Annotated in this window: 18 protein-coding genes; 6 read left to right on the forward strand and 12 right to left on the reverse strand. The window is 56.9% G+C overall.

The features are described from left to right. Positions 1–41: 41 nt before the first annotated feature. Positions 42–308, reverse strand: coding sequence for a YqhV family protein (locus tag ABEV74_RS08195; RefSeq protein WP_062493318.1), 267 nt, complete (start codon positions 306–308; stop codon positions 42–44). 160 nt (positions 309–468) lie between these two features. Here ABEV74_RS08195 and comA point away from each other — a divergent pair, with 160 nt between their 5' ends. The 3 genes from comA (at position 469) to ABEV74_RS08210 (ending at position 2,658) form a co-directional block, all read left to right on the forward strand. Continuing rightward, the gene (comA, locus tag ABEV74_RS08200) at positions 469–1,332 is read left to right on the forward strand and encodes a phosphosulfolactate synthase (RefSeq protein WP_430145023.1); all 864 of its coding nucleotides are present in this window, start codon (positions 469–471) and stop codon (positions 1,330–1,332) included. Positions 1,333–1,342: 10 nt separating this feature from the next. Beyond that, positions 1,343–2,095 carry a 2-phosphosulfolactate phosphatase gene (locus tag ABEV74_RS08205; RefSeq protein ID WP_430145026.1) on the forward strand — a complete coding sequence of 251 codons (753 nt, stop codon included), beginning with the start codon at positions 1,343–1,345 and terminating at the stop codon, positions 2,093–2,095. 101 nt (positions 2,096–2,196) lie between these two features. After that, positions 2,197–2,658: a DUF441 domain-containing protein gene (locus tag ABEV74_RS08210; protein WP_062493321.1), complete on the forward strand. Its 462-nt coding sequence runs from the start codon at positions 2,197–2,199 to the stop codon at positions 2,656–2,658. A 123-nt stretch (positions 2,659–2,781) separates the two neighbouring features. On the opposite strand, the gene ABEV74_RS08215 is transcribed toward ABEV74_RS08210, so the two are convergent. The 7 genes from ABEV74_RS08215 to ABEV74_RS08245 form a co-directional block, all read right to left on the reverse strand. Further along, entirely contained in the window at positions 2,782–4,035 is a 1,254-nt protein-coding gene (locus ABEV74_RS08215) for an aspartate kinase (RefSeq protein WP_430145028.1), read from the reverse strand. 82 nt (positions 4,036–4,117) lie between these two features. Beyond that, positions 4,118–4,726, reverse strand: a complete 609-nt coding sequence (locus ABEV74_RS08220; RefSeq protein WP_062493323.1) for a TetR/AcrR family transcriptional regulator — start codon at positions 4,724–4,726, stop codon at positions 4,118–4,120. Between the two features lie 66 nt (positions 4,727–4,792). Beyond that, entirely contained in the window at positions 4,793–5,953 is a 1,161-nt protein-coding gene (locus ABEV74_RS08225; protein WP_430145031.1) for a YhgE/Pip domain-containing protein, read from the reverse strand. A gap of 136 nt (positions 5,954–6,089) precedes the next feature. Continuing rightward, positions 6,090–6,647 (reverse strand): elongation factor P, encoded by a 558-nt coding sequence (gene efp / locus ABEV74_RS08230; protein WP_062493325.1) that lies wholly within the window; start codon positions 6,645–6,647, stop codon positions 6,090–6,092. Positions 6,648–6,672: 25 nt separating this feature from the next. Next, positions 6,673–7,740, reverse strand: coding sequence for a M24 family metallopeptidase (locus tag ABEV74_RS08235; RefSeq protein WP_213530460.1), 1,068 nt, complete (start codon positions 7,738–7,740; stop codon positions 6,673–6,675). 12 nt (positions 7,741–7,752) lie between these two features. Then, a complete protein-coding gene (gene aroQ / locus ABEV74_RS08240) occupies positions 7,753–8,190 on the reverse strand; it encodes a type II 3-dehydroquinate dehydratase (protein WP_062493327.1) in 438 nt (145 codons plus the stop codon). Between the two features lie 161 nt (positions 8,191–8,351). After that, the gene (locus tag ABEV74_RS08245; protein WP_430145034.1) at positions 8,352–8,918 is read right to left on the reverse strand and encodes a YqhR family membrane protein; all 567 of its coding nucleotides are present in this window, start codon (positions 8,916–8,918) and stop codon (positions 8,352–8,354) included. 222 nt (positions 8,919–9,140) lie between these two features. Here ABEV74_RS08245 and ABEV74_RS08250 point away from each other — a divergent pair, with 222 nt between their 5' ends. Continuing rightward, entirely contained in the window at positions 9,141–10,103 is a 963-nt protein-coding gene (locus tag ABEV74_RS08250) for a DUF1385 domain-containing protein (protein ID WP_062493328.1), read from the forward strand. Between the two features lie 51 nt (positions 10,104–10,154). Next, positions 10,155–10,457, forward strand: coding sequence for a hypothetical protein (locus tag ABEV74_RS08255; protein ID WP_430145037.1), 303 nt, complete (start codon positions 10,155–10,157; stop codon positions 10,455–10,457). A 67-nt stretch (positions 10,458–10,524) separates the two neighbouring features. Here the strand turns inward: ABEV74_RS08255 and ABEV74_RS08260 are convergent, their stop codons facing one another. Continuing rightward, the gene (locus ABEV74_RS08260; protein WP_213527168.1) at positions 10,525–11,979 is read right to left on the reverse strand and encodes a nicotinate phosphoribosyltransferase; all 1,455 of its coding nucleotides are present in this window, start codon (positions 11,977–11,979) and stop codon (positions 10,525–10,527) included. 12 nt (positions 11,980–11,991) lie between these two features. Next, the gene (locus ABEV74_RS08265; RefSeq protein WP_062493331.1) at positions 11,992–12,534 is read right to left on the reverse strand and encodes a cysteine hydrolase family protein; all 543 of its coding nucleotides are present in this window, start codon (positions 12,532–12,534) and stop codon (positions 11,992–11,994) included. 318 nt (positions 12,535–12,852) lie between these two features. Between ABEV74_RS08265 and ABEV74_RS08270 the strand changes: the two genes are divergently transcribed. After that, complete coding sequence (locus ABEV74_RS08270; protein WP_430145136.1) at positions 12,853–13,251, forward strand: DUF2500 domain-containing protein; 399 nt, start codon at positions 12,853–12,855, stop codon at positions 13,249–13,251. A gap of 128 nt (positions 13,252–13,379) precedes the next feature. On the opposite strand, the gene mntR is transcribed toward ABEV74_RS08270, so the two are convergent. Together mntR and ABEV74_RS08280 are read right to left on the reverse strand one after the other, a co-directional pair. Further along, the gene (mntR, locus tag ABEV74_RS08275; protein ID WP_062493333.1) at positions 13,380–13,805 is read right to left on the reverse strand and encodes a transcriptional regulator MntR; all 426 of its coding nucleotides are present in this window, start codon (positions 13,803–13,805) and stop codon (positions 13,380–13,382) included. 217 nt (positions 13,806–14,022) lie between these two features. Then, positions 14,023–14,736, reverse strand: coding sequence for a cytochrome c biogenesis CcdA family protein (locus tag ABEV74_RS08280; protein WP_430145040.1), 714 nt, complete (start codon positions 14,734–14,736; stop codon positions 14,023–14,025). Positions 14,737–14,745: the final 9 nt, after the last annotated feature.

Raw genomic sequence — 14,745 nt, forward strand, 5'->3', positions numbered from 1 at the left:
TAAAATATGACGGCCGACTGCAATCCGGAAGGTTCATAGATTTATTTTTTTAAAATTCCGATCAACAAACAGGCTACGCCGGCAACGACCCAGACGAATCGGTCCAGCGACAGCTTGTCGGACAGGCCGACGAGTCCGATGGTCGTCGTCGAAATCAGAATAAGCGGGCCGACCAGCGCCAGCGACGAATTGACGGCGAGCGCCTTGTCCACCTGGTTCAGCCGGATCATAAGCAGCGCCGCGCATATTTCGATCGAGCCCGAGAACACGCGCAGCATCGCCATGCTCATCACAATTTTGTTGACCATCCGGCCGTCTCACCTCCTTCAGCGGGATAGGATTGATTCATATGTATGCAAGCCTGTCTGCATTTAGGCCGGGCACCTGCCCGGATGCGGCTGCATATATTGCAAGCAGACTTGACGTCTGAAATATGATCAGCATAACAGAAGCGAGGAGATCAGACCGATGGGAACAACCCAAACGGAAATATGGCCGTCCGAACTGCGAGATCCAAGCGGTAGACGAAGCCAAGCGAATATCTGGCCGGCGCAACGCAAGACAACGAATGTCCGCTTCGCCGAAACCGGGCAAACGATGATTATCGATAAAGGGCTGGGACGCAGCGCCTTTGTCGATTTTCTGGAGTTGGCAGGCCCGTATGTCGATATTATCAAGCTTGGCTTCGGCACTTCGGCCCTGTACCCGGACGATCTGCTGACCGAGAAAATCGCTCTGGCCACAGCCCGCGGGATTGTCGTGACGCCCGGAGGGACGCTGCTGGAAGCGGCGGTAAATCAAGGCGAAGTAAGCGAATTTTTTCGAGCGATCTGCCGCTTCGGGTTCAACGGAGTCGAGGTGTCGGACGGGACGATCGAAGTGAGCCGGTCGCTCCGGACGGATTTGATCCGGGAAGGTATCGCGAACGGGCTGACCGTTCTGACCGAATACGGCAAAAAAACGAACGGGGCGCGGATCGATCCCGACGGTCTGGCGGCTACGGCCGATGCGGACTGGGCAGCCGGGGCCGCTCTCATTACGGTGGAAGCGAGGGAGTCGGGAATCGGCGTCGGGCTATTCGATGAAAACGGGAACTGCCGCGAGGAACTGCTCGATACGATCGCCCGTACCGTATCCGATACCGGAAGGTTGATGTGGGAAGCCCCGCTCAAAAGCCAGCAGGCGCTGCTGCTGAAGCGGTTCGGCCCCGCCGTCCATCTGGGCAACATTCCGCCTGCCGAAGTGCTGTCCGTGGAGACGATGCGGCGCGGTCTGCGCTCCGATACGTTCGAGTTCGGAATGCGGCCGGAGCCGATCGTCTATATGATATGAAGCCTCCGGCATGCCGGACGGGGAAGGCGGGTACGAACGTAACATGCGGGTGGACGTGATCGCGACGCTGGAGGATGCGGAAGCCGGGCGCTTCGCCGGGCGGACGGCCATCGTCATCGATGCGCTGCGGGCGACCAGCACGATTGTGACGGCGCTTGCGAACGGAGCGGACGAAGTCGTTCCGGCATTGACGGCCGACGAAGCGGCGGCGCTGCGGCGACCGGGAGATATTCTGGGAGGAGAGCGGGACGGACGCGCGGTTCCAGGCTTTGATTGCGGCAACTCGCCTTCCGACTATGCGCCGGAAATCGTCTCCGGACGGCGCATCGTGCTGACGACAACGAACGGGACGCGGGCGATACGTCTGGCGGCGAACGCGGACGGCTTGCTCGCGGGCTCGTTCCTGAACGCTCTCGCCTGTGCGCGCAGCGCGCTGGCCGGCGGGCGCGATATCGTCATTCTGTGTGCCGGCTCCCGCGGCCAATTCGCGCTGGAAGATGGATTATGCGCCGGGGCGATCGCGGATCGGATGCGGCAATTGACATCCGGGAAGCTGGAACTGGACGATTTCGGCAGCGCGATGCTGGCGCTGTACCGCGAACGTTCGCATACCCTGACGGATGCGCTGAGGCGGAGCCCCGGCGGCCGCAAACTCGCGCGGCTCGGCATGGAAGCGGATGTGGAGGCGTGCGCGCGCGTCGACATCTGCCGGACAGTGCCATGGCGGACGGAGAACGGCGCACTTGCGGGCGGACGGGGATGACATAAACCGGGGGCTTGGTCCATACAATGGACTAAAGCCCCCTTCCGGCTTGCAGCATGCGGCGGAAGAGGCAATTCCCGACGACGGATTGGAGCTTGCTCATGAGCGGTGAAATCATATTGGTGGGCTTGATCATTATCGGCCTCGTCGGCCGTTCGCCGATTATATCGACAGCCGCTTGCGTCCTGCTGGCCGTCAAGCTCGTTCATCTCGAACGATACTTGCCGGTCATCGAGCGGCGCGGACTGGAGCTCGGTCTCTTGTTCCTTACCTTCAGCGTTCTCGTGCCGTTCGCGTCGGGCCGTATTCAGATGAAGGAATTGACGGCGGCGCTCACGTCATGGCCCGGATGGCTCGCGCTGATCGGCGGGGCGGCCGCCACATATGTCAACGGCAAAGGGCTGGAGATGCTCCGCATCGATCCCCAGCTCATCATCGGACTCGTAATCGGTTCCATTATCGGCATCGTGTTCTTCCGCGGCATTCCGGTCGGCCCGCTGATGGCCGCCGGCATTACCGCCTTGCTGTACAAGGTCTTCATCTTCATAGCCGGCAAAATATAGCATGGGGCGGCGGCAAAAAAAGAGCAAAACCGTCCGTGCGGCGGAAGGTTTTGCTCTGTCCGTTCTCCGATTATGATGACGATGCGATGACGATGAGTACGGTCCGTCCGGTAACGTCCTTCGTTAGCGGCGCTCTTGCGGACCGCCGACGAACGCCTGCTCCGACGTATCCAGGCCGTATGCGGTATGCAGCGCCCGCACGACGTCGTTCAGATGTTCGGCGTCGATGACGCAAGACACCTTGATTTCCGATGTGCTGACCATTTTGATGCTGACGCCGAGGCTCGAGATCGTCTTGAACATCGAAGCGGCGACTCCGGGATTGCTGACCATGCCGGCGCCGACGATCGATACTTTGACGAGCCCTTCCTCGCTGGTCACTTCGCGGTACGGCACTTTGCTCCGGATCCCTTCGATAACGGACAACGCCTTGTCCCGGTCGCCCAATCCGAGCGTAAAGGAAAAATCGGCCTTGCCGTCCTTCACGCCGCTTTGCACGATAATATCGACGTCAATCCCTGCTTCCGCAAGCGCGCCGAACACGCCGGCCAGAACGCCCGGAACATCCTCGACTCCCATAATGCTGATTCTCGACACGTTTTTTTCGAATGCGATGCCCCGTACGACGACGCCCTGCTCCATGACAGCTTCCTCCTTCACACTCGTCCCTTCGTTCTGCGTAAAGCTGGATCTGACGACAAGCTTCACGTTGTAATGCTTGGCATACTCCACCGCGCGCGGGTGAAGCACCGCAGCGCCGAGATGCGCCAGCTCCAGCATTTCATCGTAAGAAATTTCATTCAGCTTGCGCGCGCATTTGACAACGCGCGGGTCGGTCGAATATACGCCGTCGACGTCGGTGTAGATTTCGCACACGTCGGCCTGAATCGCCGCCGCGAGCGCTACGGCTGTCGTATCGGAGCCGCCTCGTCCGAGCGTCGTAATTTCGCCGTCCTCGGTCATACCCTGGAATCCGGCAACGATCACAATTTGGCCTTCATCCAGCGCGCGGTGAATGCGGTCCGGGCGAATGTCGGTAATTCTCGCCTTTCCGTGCACCGCATCCGTGCGGATGCCCGCCTGCCAGCCCGTCATCGAAACAGCCGAATGACCGAGCTTGTGTATCGTCATCGACAGCAGAGCAACCGAGATCTGTTCCCCTGTCGTCAGCAGCATATCCATCTCCCTTGCGGGAGGATTGTCGTTGAGCAGCTTCGACTGGTCGATCAGATCGTCGGTCGTATCGCCCATGGCGGACACGACGACGACGACCCGGTCGCCGGCCGTCTTTTTCTCGACTATCCGCTGCGCAACGCGCTGCATCCGTTCCGTCGTACCGACTGAACTGCCGCCGAACTTCATCACAATCAAGGACAAAACTGATTCACTCCCACTCTTCGCATATACATACAGTGGTTTATTATAACATACCGGAGCCGTTTTGGGCAGAGCCGATTCATCAGGAGTCCTCTTCTTCCAACCATTCCGAAGCGCCGAGCGCATTGAATATGAACCGCGTCGTGTCCCGGACAACCTCTTCATAGGGGGAAGGCGGCTCCGACATCAGCGGCTTGAAATAATCGGTAAATTTAAAGAAGATTATGGTGCCGATAACGGAAAACAGCGTGTTGTCAATGGAATCGTAGCGAAAATAGCCCTGTTCCTTCCCTTTGACCAGCAGCTCCTTCAGCTTGAACCATACCGGGAGCATCATTTGCTGAATGTGCGGAATTCTCGGCGTGCTCTTGTAAACTTCCTGCATAATGATTCTGATCATTTCCGGATCGTTCATACGGACGTAAATCACTTCCCGGATTAACCGTTTCAAACCTTTGACCGGATGCTGAAGTATATCTTCAAGCTCATGCAGCAAATGAAACGGAATAAACGTTTGGAACACCGCGTACAGCATATTTTCTTTGCCGCCGAAATAGTAGGAGACGAGCGCCACGTTGGCTCCCGCCTCGTCACATACTTGTCTTACCGATGTGCCGTCGAACCCGTTCTGGGCAAACAGCTTTTTGGCCGCCAGCAATATTCGCATCTTCATATCATGATCGGATGACATCGACAATCCTCCGTTCCGATCGCGCATCGATCGTTTCTAACGCTATTATGAGTGCTGAGGACTCCATTATGCAAGTTTCGTTTCGGCAGCGGGCGCATTGGTGCGGCCCGTATCGCTGCGCAAAGCGGTAATGACCGCCCCGAGCGCAAGCGAACCCGCGGCGAAAGCGGCGAGCAGCCAGGCGGGCCGGGCCGGCGACGAGCCGCCGAACAGGAGATTCATGCTTCCTTCCACCGCATAGGTAGCGGGCAGCCAGTCGCCCAGATGACGGTAAAAGCCGGAGAGCAATTCGCGCGGCACCATCGCGCCCGACGAAACGAGCTGGGCGGACAAAGCGGTAATGTTGAACAGCATGCCGGCGAACCCGAACAGCAGCAGGAACAGTTGGGCGAAAAACATGAAGCTCATCAGAATGAGCGACAGAAAGCCCCATAGCGCCATAAACCCGCTGTTTGCCTGACCGCCCAGCATCATGATCAACGATGCCGCGAACAACGCGATAACAATGGCGGATACGACGTTGATAACGGCGCGCGCGCCGAATTTTTGCCAGGCGGTGAACGCGGAACCGATCGCCTGCGAAGACTGCTGGATATTCATCGCCATAATCATGGAGCCGACATACGACGCAAGCACCATCATCATCGGCAGCATCTGATTGGCCATCCCCTGAACGGGGTTCGTGAACCGGATATCGGAGACGACCCGTTCGGACAAAGCTGCGGCTATCTCCTTCACCCGATCCGCCGGAACGTTCATCGGCGTCAATATCGCTTCCGCTCCGGCCGCGATCGCCTGCTTGTCGACGGCCGCCGTCACCTGGGACGCGACGCTCTGCATTATGCTCTTGATCATGGACGGATTCGATTCGTTGATCCAGTATTTCAGGCTCGCTTGCCCGCCCGGAACTTGCAGCTGGCTCGAGAAATCCGGCGGAATATGGAGCACCATCTGGACATCCCGGTCATTCAGCATGTTCATCGCCTGTTCCGGGAGATCGACCGTTACAATCCCGAACGGCAAGCTGCGGCCCAGACTGCCGACGACAAGGCTTCCCATTTCCTGATCCTCATTGACGACCGCGACTTTCAGGTTGGCCGTCCGATCCGTTACGCCATCGTATCCGGTCATCCATACAACACCGAAAACAAGCTGGAACATGAAGGCGGCTAAAATTCCGGTCCAGGTCGCCCGATTTTTCATAAAAGCCCGCAATGCCCTCAGCATAAGTCAATTCCACTCCTTAAATGTTTATTTAAATTAAATATTTATTTAAATATTAGTGCGGACGGCCCATGCTGTCAATATCTCAGCAGCTTAATAAAAATGCCGCCCGGCATCAAGGCCGAGCGGCATTAGGAGCTTATGCGCGCGAAATATATTTGCCTTCCCGCGTATCGATGAGCAGCACGTCGCCTTCATTGATGAACAGCGGCACCTGCACGTTCAAACCGGTTTCCAGTTTGGCGTTTTTGGTCGCGCCCGTCGCGGTGTTGCCCTTGATGCCGGGCTCGGTTTCCACGACTTTCAATTCGACGCTGTTCGGCAGCGTAATGCCGATGATTTCGCCCTGATAGCTGGCGATATGGACGTTCATGTTTTCTTTCAGGAAATTGATTTCCCATTCCAGTTGCTTTTTGTCCAGCGTGAACTGGTCGTACGTTTCATTGTCCATAAAGGTATATTCCGAGCCGGAATTGTACAAGTACTGCACTTCCCGGTTCTCGACATGGGCTCGGCCGATCGTTTCGCCGGCGCGGAACGTTTTTTCCACAATGTTGCCGTTTCGCAGGTTTTTCAGCTTCGAACGCACGAATGCGGCGCCCTTGCCCGGCTTTACGTGTTGAAATTCGATTACCGAGAAAATGTCTCCATCCACTTCAACGGTCAAACCTGTCTTGAAATCGTTGACTGAAATCACAAAAAAACCTCCTGAATAATGTTCCTTAACCCAGAATGGTAAATTCCTTCGGGGATGAGGTCAATATTTTAATCCCGTTGTCCGTAATGACAATGTCGTCCTCGATCCGCACCCCGCCGAAGCCGGGGATGTAGATGCCGGGCTCCACCGTAACGGTCATGCCGGGAATTAAAATCGTATCGCTCCGCGCCGAAAGCCCTGGCGCCTCGTGAATTTCCATGCCGAAGCCGTGGCCCAGACTGTGGCCGAAACAGTCTCCGTAGCCGTAGCGTGCGATGACGTCGCGGGCCAAGGCGTCGGCTTCCTTGCCGGTCATGCCGGGACGAATCCCGTCAAGCGCCGTCAGCTGCGCCTCAAGCACGATGTTGTAGATATCGCGGTGCCGCTGCGTCGGCTTGCCCAATACGACGGTCCTCGTCAAATCGGAGCAATAGCCGTCCAGCAGCGCTCCGAAATCGAGTTTGACGAATTCGTCGCCCCGGATGACCCGGTCGCTCGCCACTCCGTGCGGCATGGCAGACCGTTCGCCGGAGGCGACGATCGTATCGAAGGACGAAGAGGTCGCGCCATGGCTGCGCATATACACTTCCATCTCCAGCGCGATATCCTTCTCCGTCATGCCGGGCTTCAGCAATCCGAGTATGTAGGCGAACGTATCGTCGGCCAGCTTGGCGGCCTTCCGAATGACGGCCAGCTCCGTCTCGTCCTTGATCATCCGCAGCGACTCGACGATGCTGTCCGCTGGCGTCAGCTCGATGCCGCCAAGCGCCTGGCCCCATTTCACATATTCCGCATAGGTGACATGCGCCTGCTCGAAAGCGACGCTCCGGATGCCTTTCTCCGTCAGCAATCTTCGCACCGTGTCAAGAGGGCTGGACGTCTCCTCGACCGCAAAGCCCGAAGCCTGCTCCTTCGCCTGAACCGTATAGCGGAAATCGGTCAGCAGCCAGGCGTCTTGAGTCGTGATCAGCACCATGCCCGCCGATCCCGTAAAGCCGCTTATGTATCGGCGGTTGTACGGGCTTGCCACAAGCATCGCCTCGAGCCCTTGGTCGGCCAGCTTGGCCCGCAGTGCGTCTACCCGATTCGTCAATGGAACTCCTCCTCAGCTCTCGAGATGGTCGACGAGCGCCTGCAGCCCGAGCTCGTAGCCGATGGCGCCGAAGCCTGCGATCTGTCCGATGGCGACGGGCGCAATAACCGAAACGTGCCGGAAGCTCTCCCGCTTATGAATATTGGACAGATGCACCTCGACGGTCGGCAATCCGACCGAGCTGATCGCATCCCGCAGCGCGTAGCTGTAATGGGTCAACGCCCCGGGATTGATCAGAATGCCGTCAAAAGACCCATGGGCCGCATGAATGCGGTCGATCAATTCCCCTTCGTGGTTCGACTGGTCAAAGTCCACCTTTACGCCGAGCCGGGAAGCGCACGCCCGAACCCGCGACTCGATGTCGCCGAGCGTCATCGTACCGTAGACGGCAGGTTCACGAATGCCGAGCATATTAAGGTTCGGACCGTTCAAAACCAGAATGCTGCGCATATGGCCCCACACTCCTCCCCGTCTCCCTGTCCGGCGCGCATCGGATGCCGGTTCGCTTGTACCGGCACGGCAGATGCGCATACGCCGATCTTTGACATTTTAACATAATCGGCGATCGGTTGAGAAGAGTTTCCTGCGGCCGGACGCCTCCCCGCCGAAATTCAGGTCATGCTGCCCGACTTCTCGGGTTCCCGCGAAGCCTCGTCCGTGAATTCGAAGTTGATGCTGTAACCGATAAACAGTCCCCACAGCAAAAACACGCACAGCTCCGAAAGCAGCGTCGTCCAGCCGAGCTTGAACGGCGGCGGCATCGTCCCGGTTGCCGGACCGACAGCCCAAAACAGGATGGCCCACCACAACGCCCCGTAACCGAGTCCCGGCAGCGGCCCGCGCAATCGCCGAAACAGCAGCACGTATAGATATGCCGCCGTGATGGAAAACACCATGAAGCAGACGATCCCGACGAGATGCCCTTGCCATTTCACTAAAAAGGCGTGAAGGAAGAACGGTTCGGCCATAAAGCCCGGCAGCTTGGTGAACTGAAACGTATAAAGCAGCCACCGCACGGCGCCCCAGATCAGTCCGGCAAACGACCCGATCAGCAATCCGAATAGCCACGGATTCGTATGATGCCCCTGCTGCGCGTCCGACGCTTTCACCCCCGCAGCCGGCCGGTCCTCTTTCGTTTCGGGCGCGGATTGCGCGCCTTGATGTCCGCCTTCGTTCATCGTTCGTATTCCTCCTCGCTGATGCGCGCTTGTGTTCGATCTTTGCGCTTGTTTTTTCTAGTATGCGATAAACCGCATTTTCGTAAACCGGATGGCAGAAGGCGAATAAAGCGATCCATGAAGTCCGCCCGACCGTTGGCATTTCGCCGCCCAATCAAGTACAATAGAATAGCATTCATAAAATCTGTCGACGTTCAACGGTACAAGGATGGTGACAAACACTTGCCGCAAGACCCGCAACCGATCTACGGCGGACAAGCTGTAATAGAAGGCGTCATGTTCGCCGGCAAGCACGTCAACGTAACGGCTGTCCGCCGGAAAAATGACGAAATCGTCTTTTACGAAGTCCCCCGAACCACCAAGCCCTGGGTGCAGAAGCTGAAGAAAATTCCGATATTGCGCGGCATTGTGGCCATTTTGGAGTCCAGCGCCAAAGGCTCGCAGCATCTGAATTTTTCGATGGAAGCGTACGCAGAGGACGAATATGCCGAAGAAGAAAGCAAGGAAGGACGCGCGGCTTCGAAACCGGAAAGCAAATCCGGCTGGAGCCTCAGCATGATCGTCGGCGTCGCCGTTGCCGGCGTCCTCTCGTTCATTTTCGGCAAGCTCGTCTTCACCGTCGTCCCCGCGGCGATCGAAGAGCTGCTGTTCGGCAAAAGGTTCGAAAACATTATTGTGCACAATTTGCTGGAAGGCACGATCAAAATCGTCTTTTTGCTCGTTTATTTGTATATCATATCGATGACGCCGATTATCAAGCGGCTGTTCCAGTATCACGGCGCGGAGCATAAAGTGATCAGCGCGTATGAGGCCGGCGCCGAATTGACCGTGGACAACGTGCAGCGTTTCAGCCGGCTTCATTACCGCTGCGGCAGCAGTTTTCTCGTCTTCACGGTGCTGGTAGGCGTAATCGTCTACTCCTTTTTCGAATGGGAAAACATGTGGCAGCGTATTTATTTGAGAATTCTGCTGCTGCCGCTCGTCATCGGGCTGTCTTACGAGGTGCTGCGGTTTACCAATTCCCTGCGCGATGTGCCCGTGCTGCGCTACCTCGGATATCCCGGGCTGTGGCTGCAAAAACTGACGACGAAGGAGCCGAACGACGACCAGGTTAAAGTATCGATCGCTTCGTTCAAACGGATGCTGGAGCTTGACAGTCAGACGTCCCCGCACGTAAAGGCATAACTTGCAAGAAGAGCTGCGGATCGCAGCCGGACGAAAGGGTGGAATGAGAGAATGCGCCGAAGAATGGAACCGTGGTTTGTCGTGCTGCTTGTGCTCATTGCGCTTGGCCTAGGCTATATGCTGGTCTTAAACCCGGGACGGATGCTGATACCCGTTGTGGTGCTCGGCGCTATTTTTCTGCTGTACAAATTTCCGCCTTCCGGGTTCCGAAAGCGGGATCACCGCAAATACGCCGCGGCGGCGAGAAAGACGCGTCCCCCGGCCAGGCCGGCAAAGGCGCGCGAGCGCAAGCCGATACCGTTCAAAGTGATCGAGGGCGGCAAAGACGACGACGATCTGCCCAAATACCACTGACCTGCGATCGAGCGCAAACAAAGCGCCTGTTTCCGGCGGAAACAGGCGCTTTGCGCTGTACATACGGCTATTGCTGATATTGCTGAAGCAGCTCCATCTTCAAATTCCAGGCCGCGCGGCTAAAATTGACCCGGTACTTCTCCGGATTCAGCTTGCGCAAATATTCCGGCCAGAACAGTTTGAGCTGCTCCGCATGGTAGCTGCGGATCTCGTCAAGCGACGGCATGGAATAGACCAGCTCTCCATTTTGGAATACGGACTTCAACAGCGGCACCGCCTCGTAATGTTCGACCGTTTTCCGCAAATAAGGATGAACCGGATCGAACAGCTCGATGCGCTCGCCTTTTCGAATATCCTCTTCCCCCGTAAGCGCGATGTAATCCGCTTCCGCCTTGCGCGTCCGCCGGTTAATAAGCCGGTACACCTCTTTCACACCGGGATTGGATACTTTTTCCGGATTGCCCGAAATTTTGATGACCGGCAAGTACGTTCCGTTCTTCTCGCGCGCCACCAGTTTATATACGCCGCCAAGCGACGGCTGGTCGCTCGCCGTAATGAGCTGGGTGCCGACACCCCAGATGTCGATTTTCGCCCCTTGCGCCTTCAGGTTGAAAATAATGTTTTCATCCAGATCGTTCGAAGCGATGATCTTCACGTAAGACAAGCCGGCCTCGTCCAGCATTTCCCTGGCCCGCTTGGACAGGTATGCGAGATCGCCGCTGTCCAGCCGGATCGCCTGCATCCGCTTGCCTTTGCTTTCGAGCAGCTTGGCAATCCGGATGGCGTTCGGAACCCCGCTTTTCAACGTATCGTACGTATCGACGAGCAGCGTCACCTGATCGGGCAGCGCCTCGGCATATTGGCGAAAAGCTTCCTCCTCCGAATCGTGGCCCTGAATCCACGAGTGGGAATGCGTACCTTTGACCGGTATGCCGAACATCATGCCGGCGCGCACATTCGAAGTCGCATGGAAGCCGGCCAGATAGGCGGCTCTTGTCCCCCATACCGCGGCATCCGCTTCCTGCGCCCGCCTCGTTCCGAATTCGAGCAGCACGTCATCCGGCGCGACCTGCTTGATTCGCGACGCCTTCGTCGCGATCAGCGTCTGGTAATTCATAAAGTTGAGCAAGGCGGTTTCGATCAGCTGCGCCTCGAAGATCCGGGCTTCCACCCGCACGAGCGGCTCGTTCGGAAAGACGAGATCTCCTTCCTGAACCGACCATAGGTTGCCGGTAAACCGGAACTCTCGAAGCGCCTCCAGAAAGCCTTCTTCGTACCCTTCCTCCTGGGTTCGCAAAAATTCGATCATCTCATCGCCAAAGCGCAGCTCCTGAATATAGCGGACGATGCGCTCGAGCCCGGCGAATACCGCGTAGCCGTTGCCGAACGGCAGCTTGCGGAAATAGATTTCGAATACCGCCTTGTCGTTCATCGTTCCTTGCTTCCAGTGCGCGTACATCATATTGATTTGATATTTGTCCGTATGAAGCGTCAAATTATCGTATGTCTTATCGTATGCCATGCCGTTCACTCCTTAAGCTTGCCGGACGACTTCCGCCCCCAGAACGCCTCGAAAATGTCCAAGCGCCCATTCATGCCCTTGCGGATTGAAGCTTGCGACGGCATCCTCATGAACGACGATGGCGTATCCTCGGTTGTAAGCGTCGACGGCTGTATGCAGAACGCAAATGTCGGTGCAAACTCCGGCCAGATGAAGCTCGGTTATGCCCCTCGCCCGCAGCCGCTGTTCGAGATCGGTGCCGCAAAACGCGCTGTATCTCGTCTTGTCCATCCAGTAAACCCGCTCCCGATGCCGCTCGTACCAGTCGCCCAGCTTGCCGTACAGACGGCGGCCTTCGGTGCCCCGGATATTGTGCGGCGGGAACAGCTTCGTCTCCGGATGGTAGGCGTCCCCTTCTTCATGAAGATCGACGGCCATCACGACGAAATCGCCGTTTTTCACAAACCGGTCCGAGAGCTCCGTTATCCGTTCTTCAATATCGATGCCGGGCTGCCCGCACGGCAGCTTGCCGACGATAAAATCAACCGTATAATCGATCGCGATCAACGCCTTCATATTACGTACCTCCCTCATCCGCTCCGGCATGCCTGCCGGCGCGCGTCCGACATTTCGGTTCGGAATCGTTCGAATTATTATGAACCTTAATCCATTCGGAAGTCAATCCGTAGAACGGCCATTCTCCCCCGATAAGCGCCGGCTCCGCCCGCAAACAAGCTTTACAGCCTTTCTCCCTGCCATATAGGATGATCCAAACGTCGGGCACGGCGGCAAGGCCGATCCGGGACAAGCGAAACCAAAGCCTTCGATCGACGTATGTATTCTCGTACAGCGTAGAATAGCGAACTTGCGAGCAAAGGAGGTTGTTTCATGGTCGTGTTTCCCGGAGATCAGGGCTTCGGCATCGGGGGCTTCATGGCCGCCGTCATACCGGTTATGCTCGTGATCGCCTTCGTCGTCGTAATCGGCAAGATCGTGCTGAACGGCACCAGGTATATGAAAAATGCGGCCGCTCCCTGCGAGACGGTCTACGGACGCATCGTCGCGAAGCGCATGCATGTCAGCTCTCATATGAACCACCATCATCACCAACAGGGAATGCATCCGATCCGTTCTTCCCGGACGGATTATTACATCACGCTGGAGTTCGACAACGGCGAGCGGCGGGAATATCTGGACGTCCGCAACCTGTACGGCCTCGTTGCCGAGGGCGACGAAGGATACGCTGCCGTGCAAGGCGACTGGATCGTCGCATTCGAGCGCAACACGCGTTGACGCGGGGATACGGCATGCGGGCAATCGAGGCGAAATACGCCATTTTCGCTTCTAACATAAAGCCGCCCGTTACGGGCGGCTTTCGTACCGTCCTCCGCCTGCTGCGGAGCGAAATTTTTCAACGGCCGTCACTCTTCGTTGTCAAGTTCGGAGCGAATGCGTCTTAATTCTTCGAGCCGGCTGCTGTCGCGGTTGAAATATTCGACCAGCGTCTCGATGCATGTGATGGAATCCCAGCTCAGATGGTGCTCGATTCCTTCCACATCCTTGTATATGTTCTCCTCCTGAACCCCGATTATGGATAAAAAGGTTTCCAGCAAATGATGGCGGTCGACGAGCCGTTTCCCGACTTTCTTCCCTTTGTTCGTCAGGACGAGACCGCGATACTTTTCGTAGATGAGATAGTTGTCTTTGTCCAACTTCTGTATCATCTTCGTAACGGATGAGGGGTGCACTTCCAGCCCTTCCGCAATATCCGAAACGCGGGCGTATCCTTTCTCATCGATTAGCTTGTAAATTCGTTCCAAATAGTCTTCCATGCTCGGTGTCGGCATTGAAGAACCCCCTCACCTAGCTTCTTCGTCTTGTTACCACGTCATTACTCTTAGTATCATACACTGTAGTGGACAAGGCCGCAACTGTTCCCGCGGCTTCGCGGTTTGTTGCTGCGTCCCTTCTTTCGATAAGCATGCGAATGCGCCCCGCACATCTTTCGATGCGGAGCGCAAGTTCGGCCGCTTGCCCCTGGTGCGGCCGTTCATAATATTCCGCCTAGAACTTCAGCCAATCCGGCGTAATGGCGTTCAGCCAGACCGTAATTCGCGTCATCTGGTCCGTAAACAGCAGAACGGCCATCAGAATCATGACGGCCCCGCCGACTTTCATCATCGCATTCGAATATTTCAATATCCAGCGCGTCGAGCCGAGGAAGAACGCAAGCACGAAGAACGGGATCGCGAAGCCGAGCGCGTACGCCGTCGTCAGCTGAAACCAGGTGCCGGGCGACGAAGCGGCCAGCGCCAGAATCGCGGCAAGAATCGGACCGACGCACGGCGACCATCCGGCGGAGAAGCCGATCCCGAAAATAAAAGAGCCGAGAAAGCCGGATTTCTTCCCTTTCACCGGCAGCTTGAAATCCCGCATCAGCACACGCGGCTGAAAGAGGCCGACCAGAAACAGCCCCATCAGCAAAATGAGGATGGCCGAGAGCTGGCGAATCAGATCCTGATATTGGCTGAACGCTTCCGCGAACGCGTTCGTCCCGTAGCCGAGCGTGTAGTACACGACGGAGAAGCCCAAAACGAAGAACAGCGTATGGGACATCGTCCGCATCCTGACGTCGCGCCGGCCACCGCGTTCTTTCAAATCGGCAACCGAAATGCCGGTAATATAGGATAAGAACGACGGGTAAAGCGGCAGACAGCACGGCGAAATAAACGACGCGAAGCCGGCGCCGAACGCAAGCCATACATTGACGCCCGACATGGCTGACCC

The organism is Paenibacillus cisolokensis, from assembly GCF_050481165.1.
GTDB lineage: Bacteria > Bacillota > Bacilli > Paenibacillales > Paenibacillaceae > Paenibacillus_AH > Paenibacillus_AH cisolokensis.

Excerpts from the sequence above, each read along its gene's own strand:
- ABEV74_RS08205 (WP_430145026.1), top strand. The coding sequence starts at position 1,343 with ATGCCGGACGGGGAAGGCGGGTACGAACGTAACATGCGGGTGGACGTG.
- ABEV74_RS08280 (WP_430145040.1), bottom strand. The coding sequence starts at position 14,736 with ATGTCGGGCGTCAATGTATGGCTTGCGTTCGGCGCCGGCTTCGCGTCG.
- ABEV74_RS08225 (WP_430145031.1), bottom strand. The coding sequence starts at position 5,953 with ATGCTGAGGGCATTGCGGGCTTTTATGAAAAATCGGGCGACCTGGACC.
- aroQ (WP_062493327.1), bottom strand. The coding sequence starts at position 8,190 with ATGCGCAGCATTCTGGTTTTGAACGGTCCGAACCTTAATATGCTCGGC.
- ABEV74_RS08265 (WP_062493331.1), bottom strand. The coding sequence starts at position 12,534 with ATGAAGGCGTTGATCGCGATCGATTATACGGTTGATTTTATCGTCGGC.
- ABEV74_RS08195 (WP_062493318.1), bottom strand. The coding sequence starts at position 308 with ATGGTCAACAAAATTGTGATGAGCATGGCGATGCTGCGCGTGTTCTCG.
- ABEV74_RS08245 (WP_430145034.1), bottom strand. The coding sequence starts at position 8,918 with ATGAACGAAGGCGGACATCAAGGCGCGCAATCCGCGCCCGAAACGAAA.
- ABEV74_RS08220 (WP_062493323.1), bottom strand. The coding sequence starts at position 4,726 with ATGTCATCCGATCATGATATGAAGATGCGAATATTGCTGGCGGCCAAA.
- ABEV74_RS08260 (WP_213527168.1), bottom strand. The coding sequence starts at position 11,979 with ATGGCATACGATAAGACATACGATAATTTGACGCTTCATACGGACAAA.
- mntR (WP_062493333.1), bottom strand. The coding sequence starts at position 13,805 with ATGCCGACACCGAGCATGGAAGACTATTTGGAACGAATTTACAAGCTA.
- comA (WP_430145023.1), top strand. The coding sequence starts at position 469 with ATGGGAACAACCCAAACGGAAATATGGCCGTCCGAACTGCGAGATCCA.
- ABEV74_RS08210 (WP_062493321.1), top strand. The coding sequence starts at position 2,197 with ATGAGCGGTGAAATCATATTGGTGGGCTTGATCATTATCGGCCTCGTC.
- ABEV74_RS08255 (WP_430145037.1), top strand. The coding sequence starts at position 10,155 with ATGCGCCGAAGAATGGAACCGTGGTTTGTCGTGCTGCTTGTGCTCATT.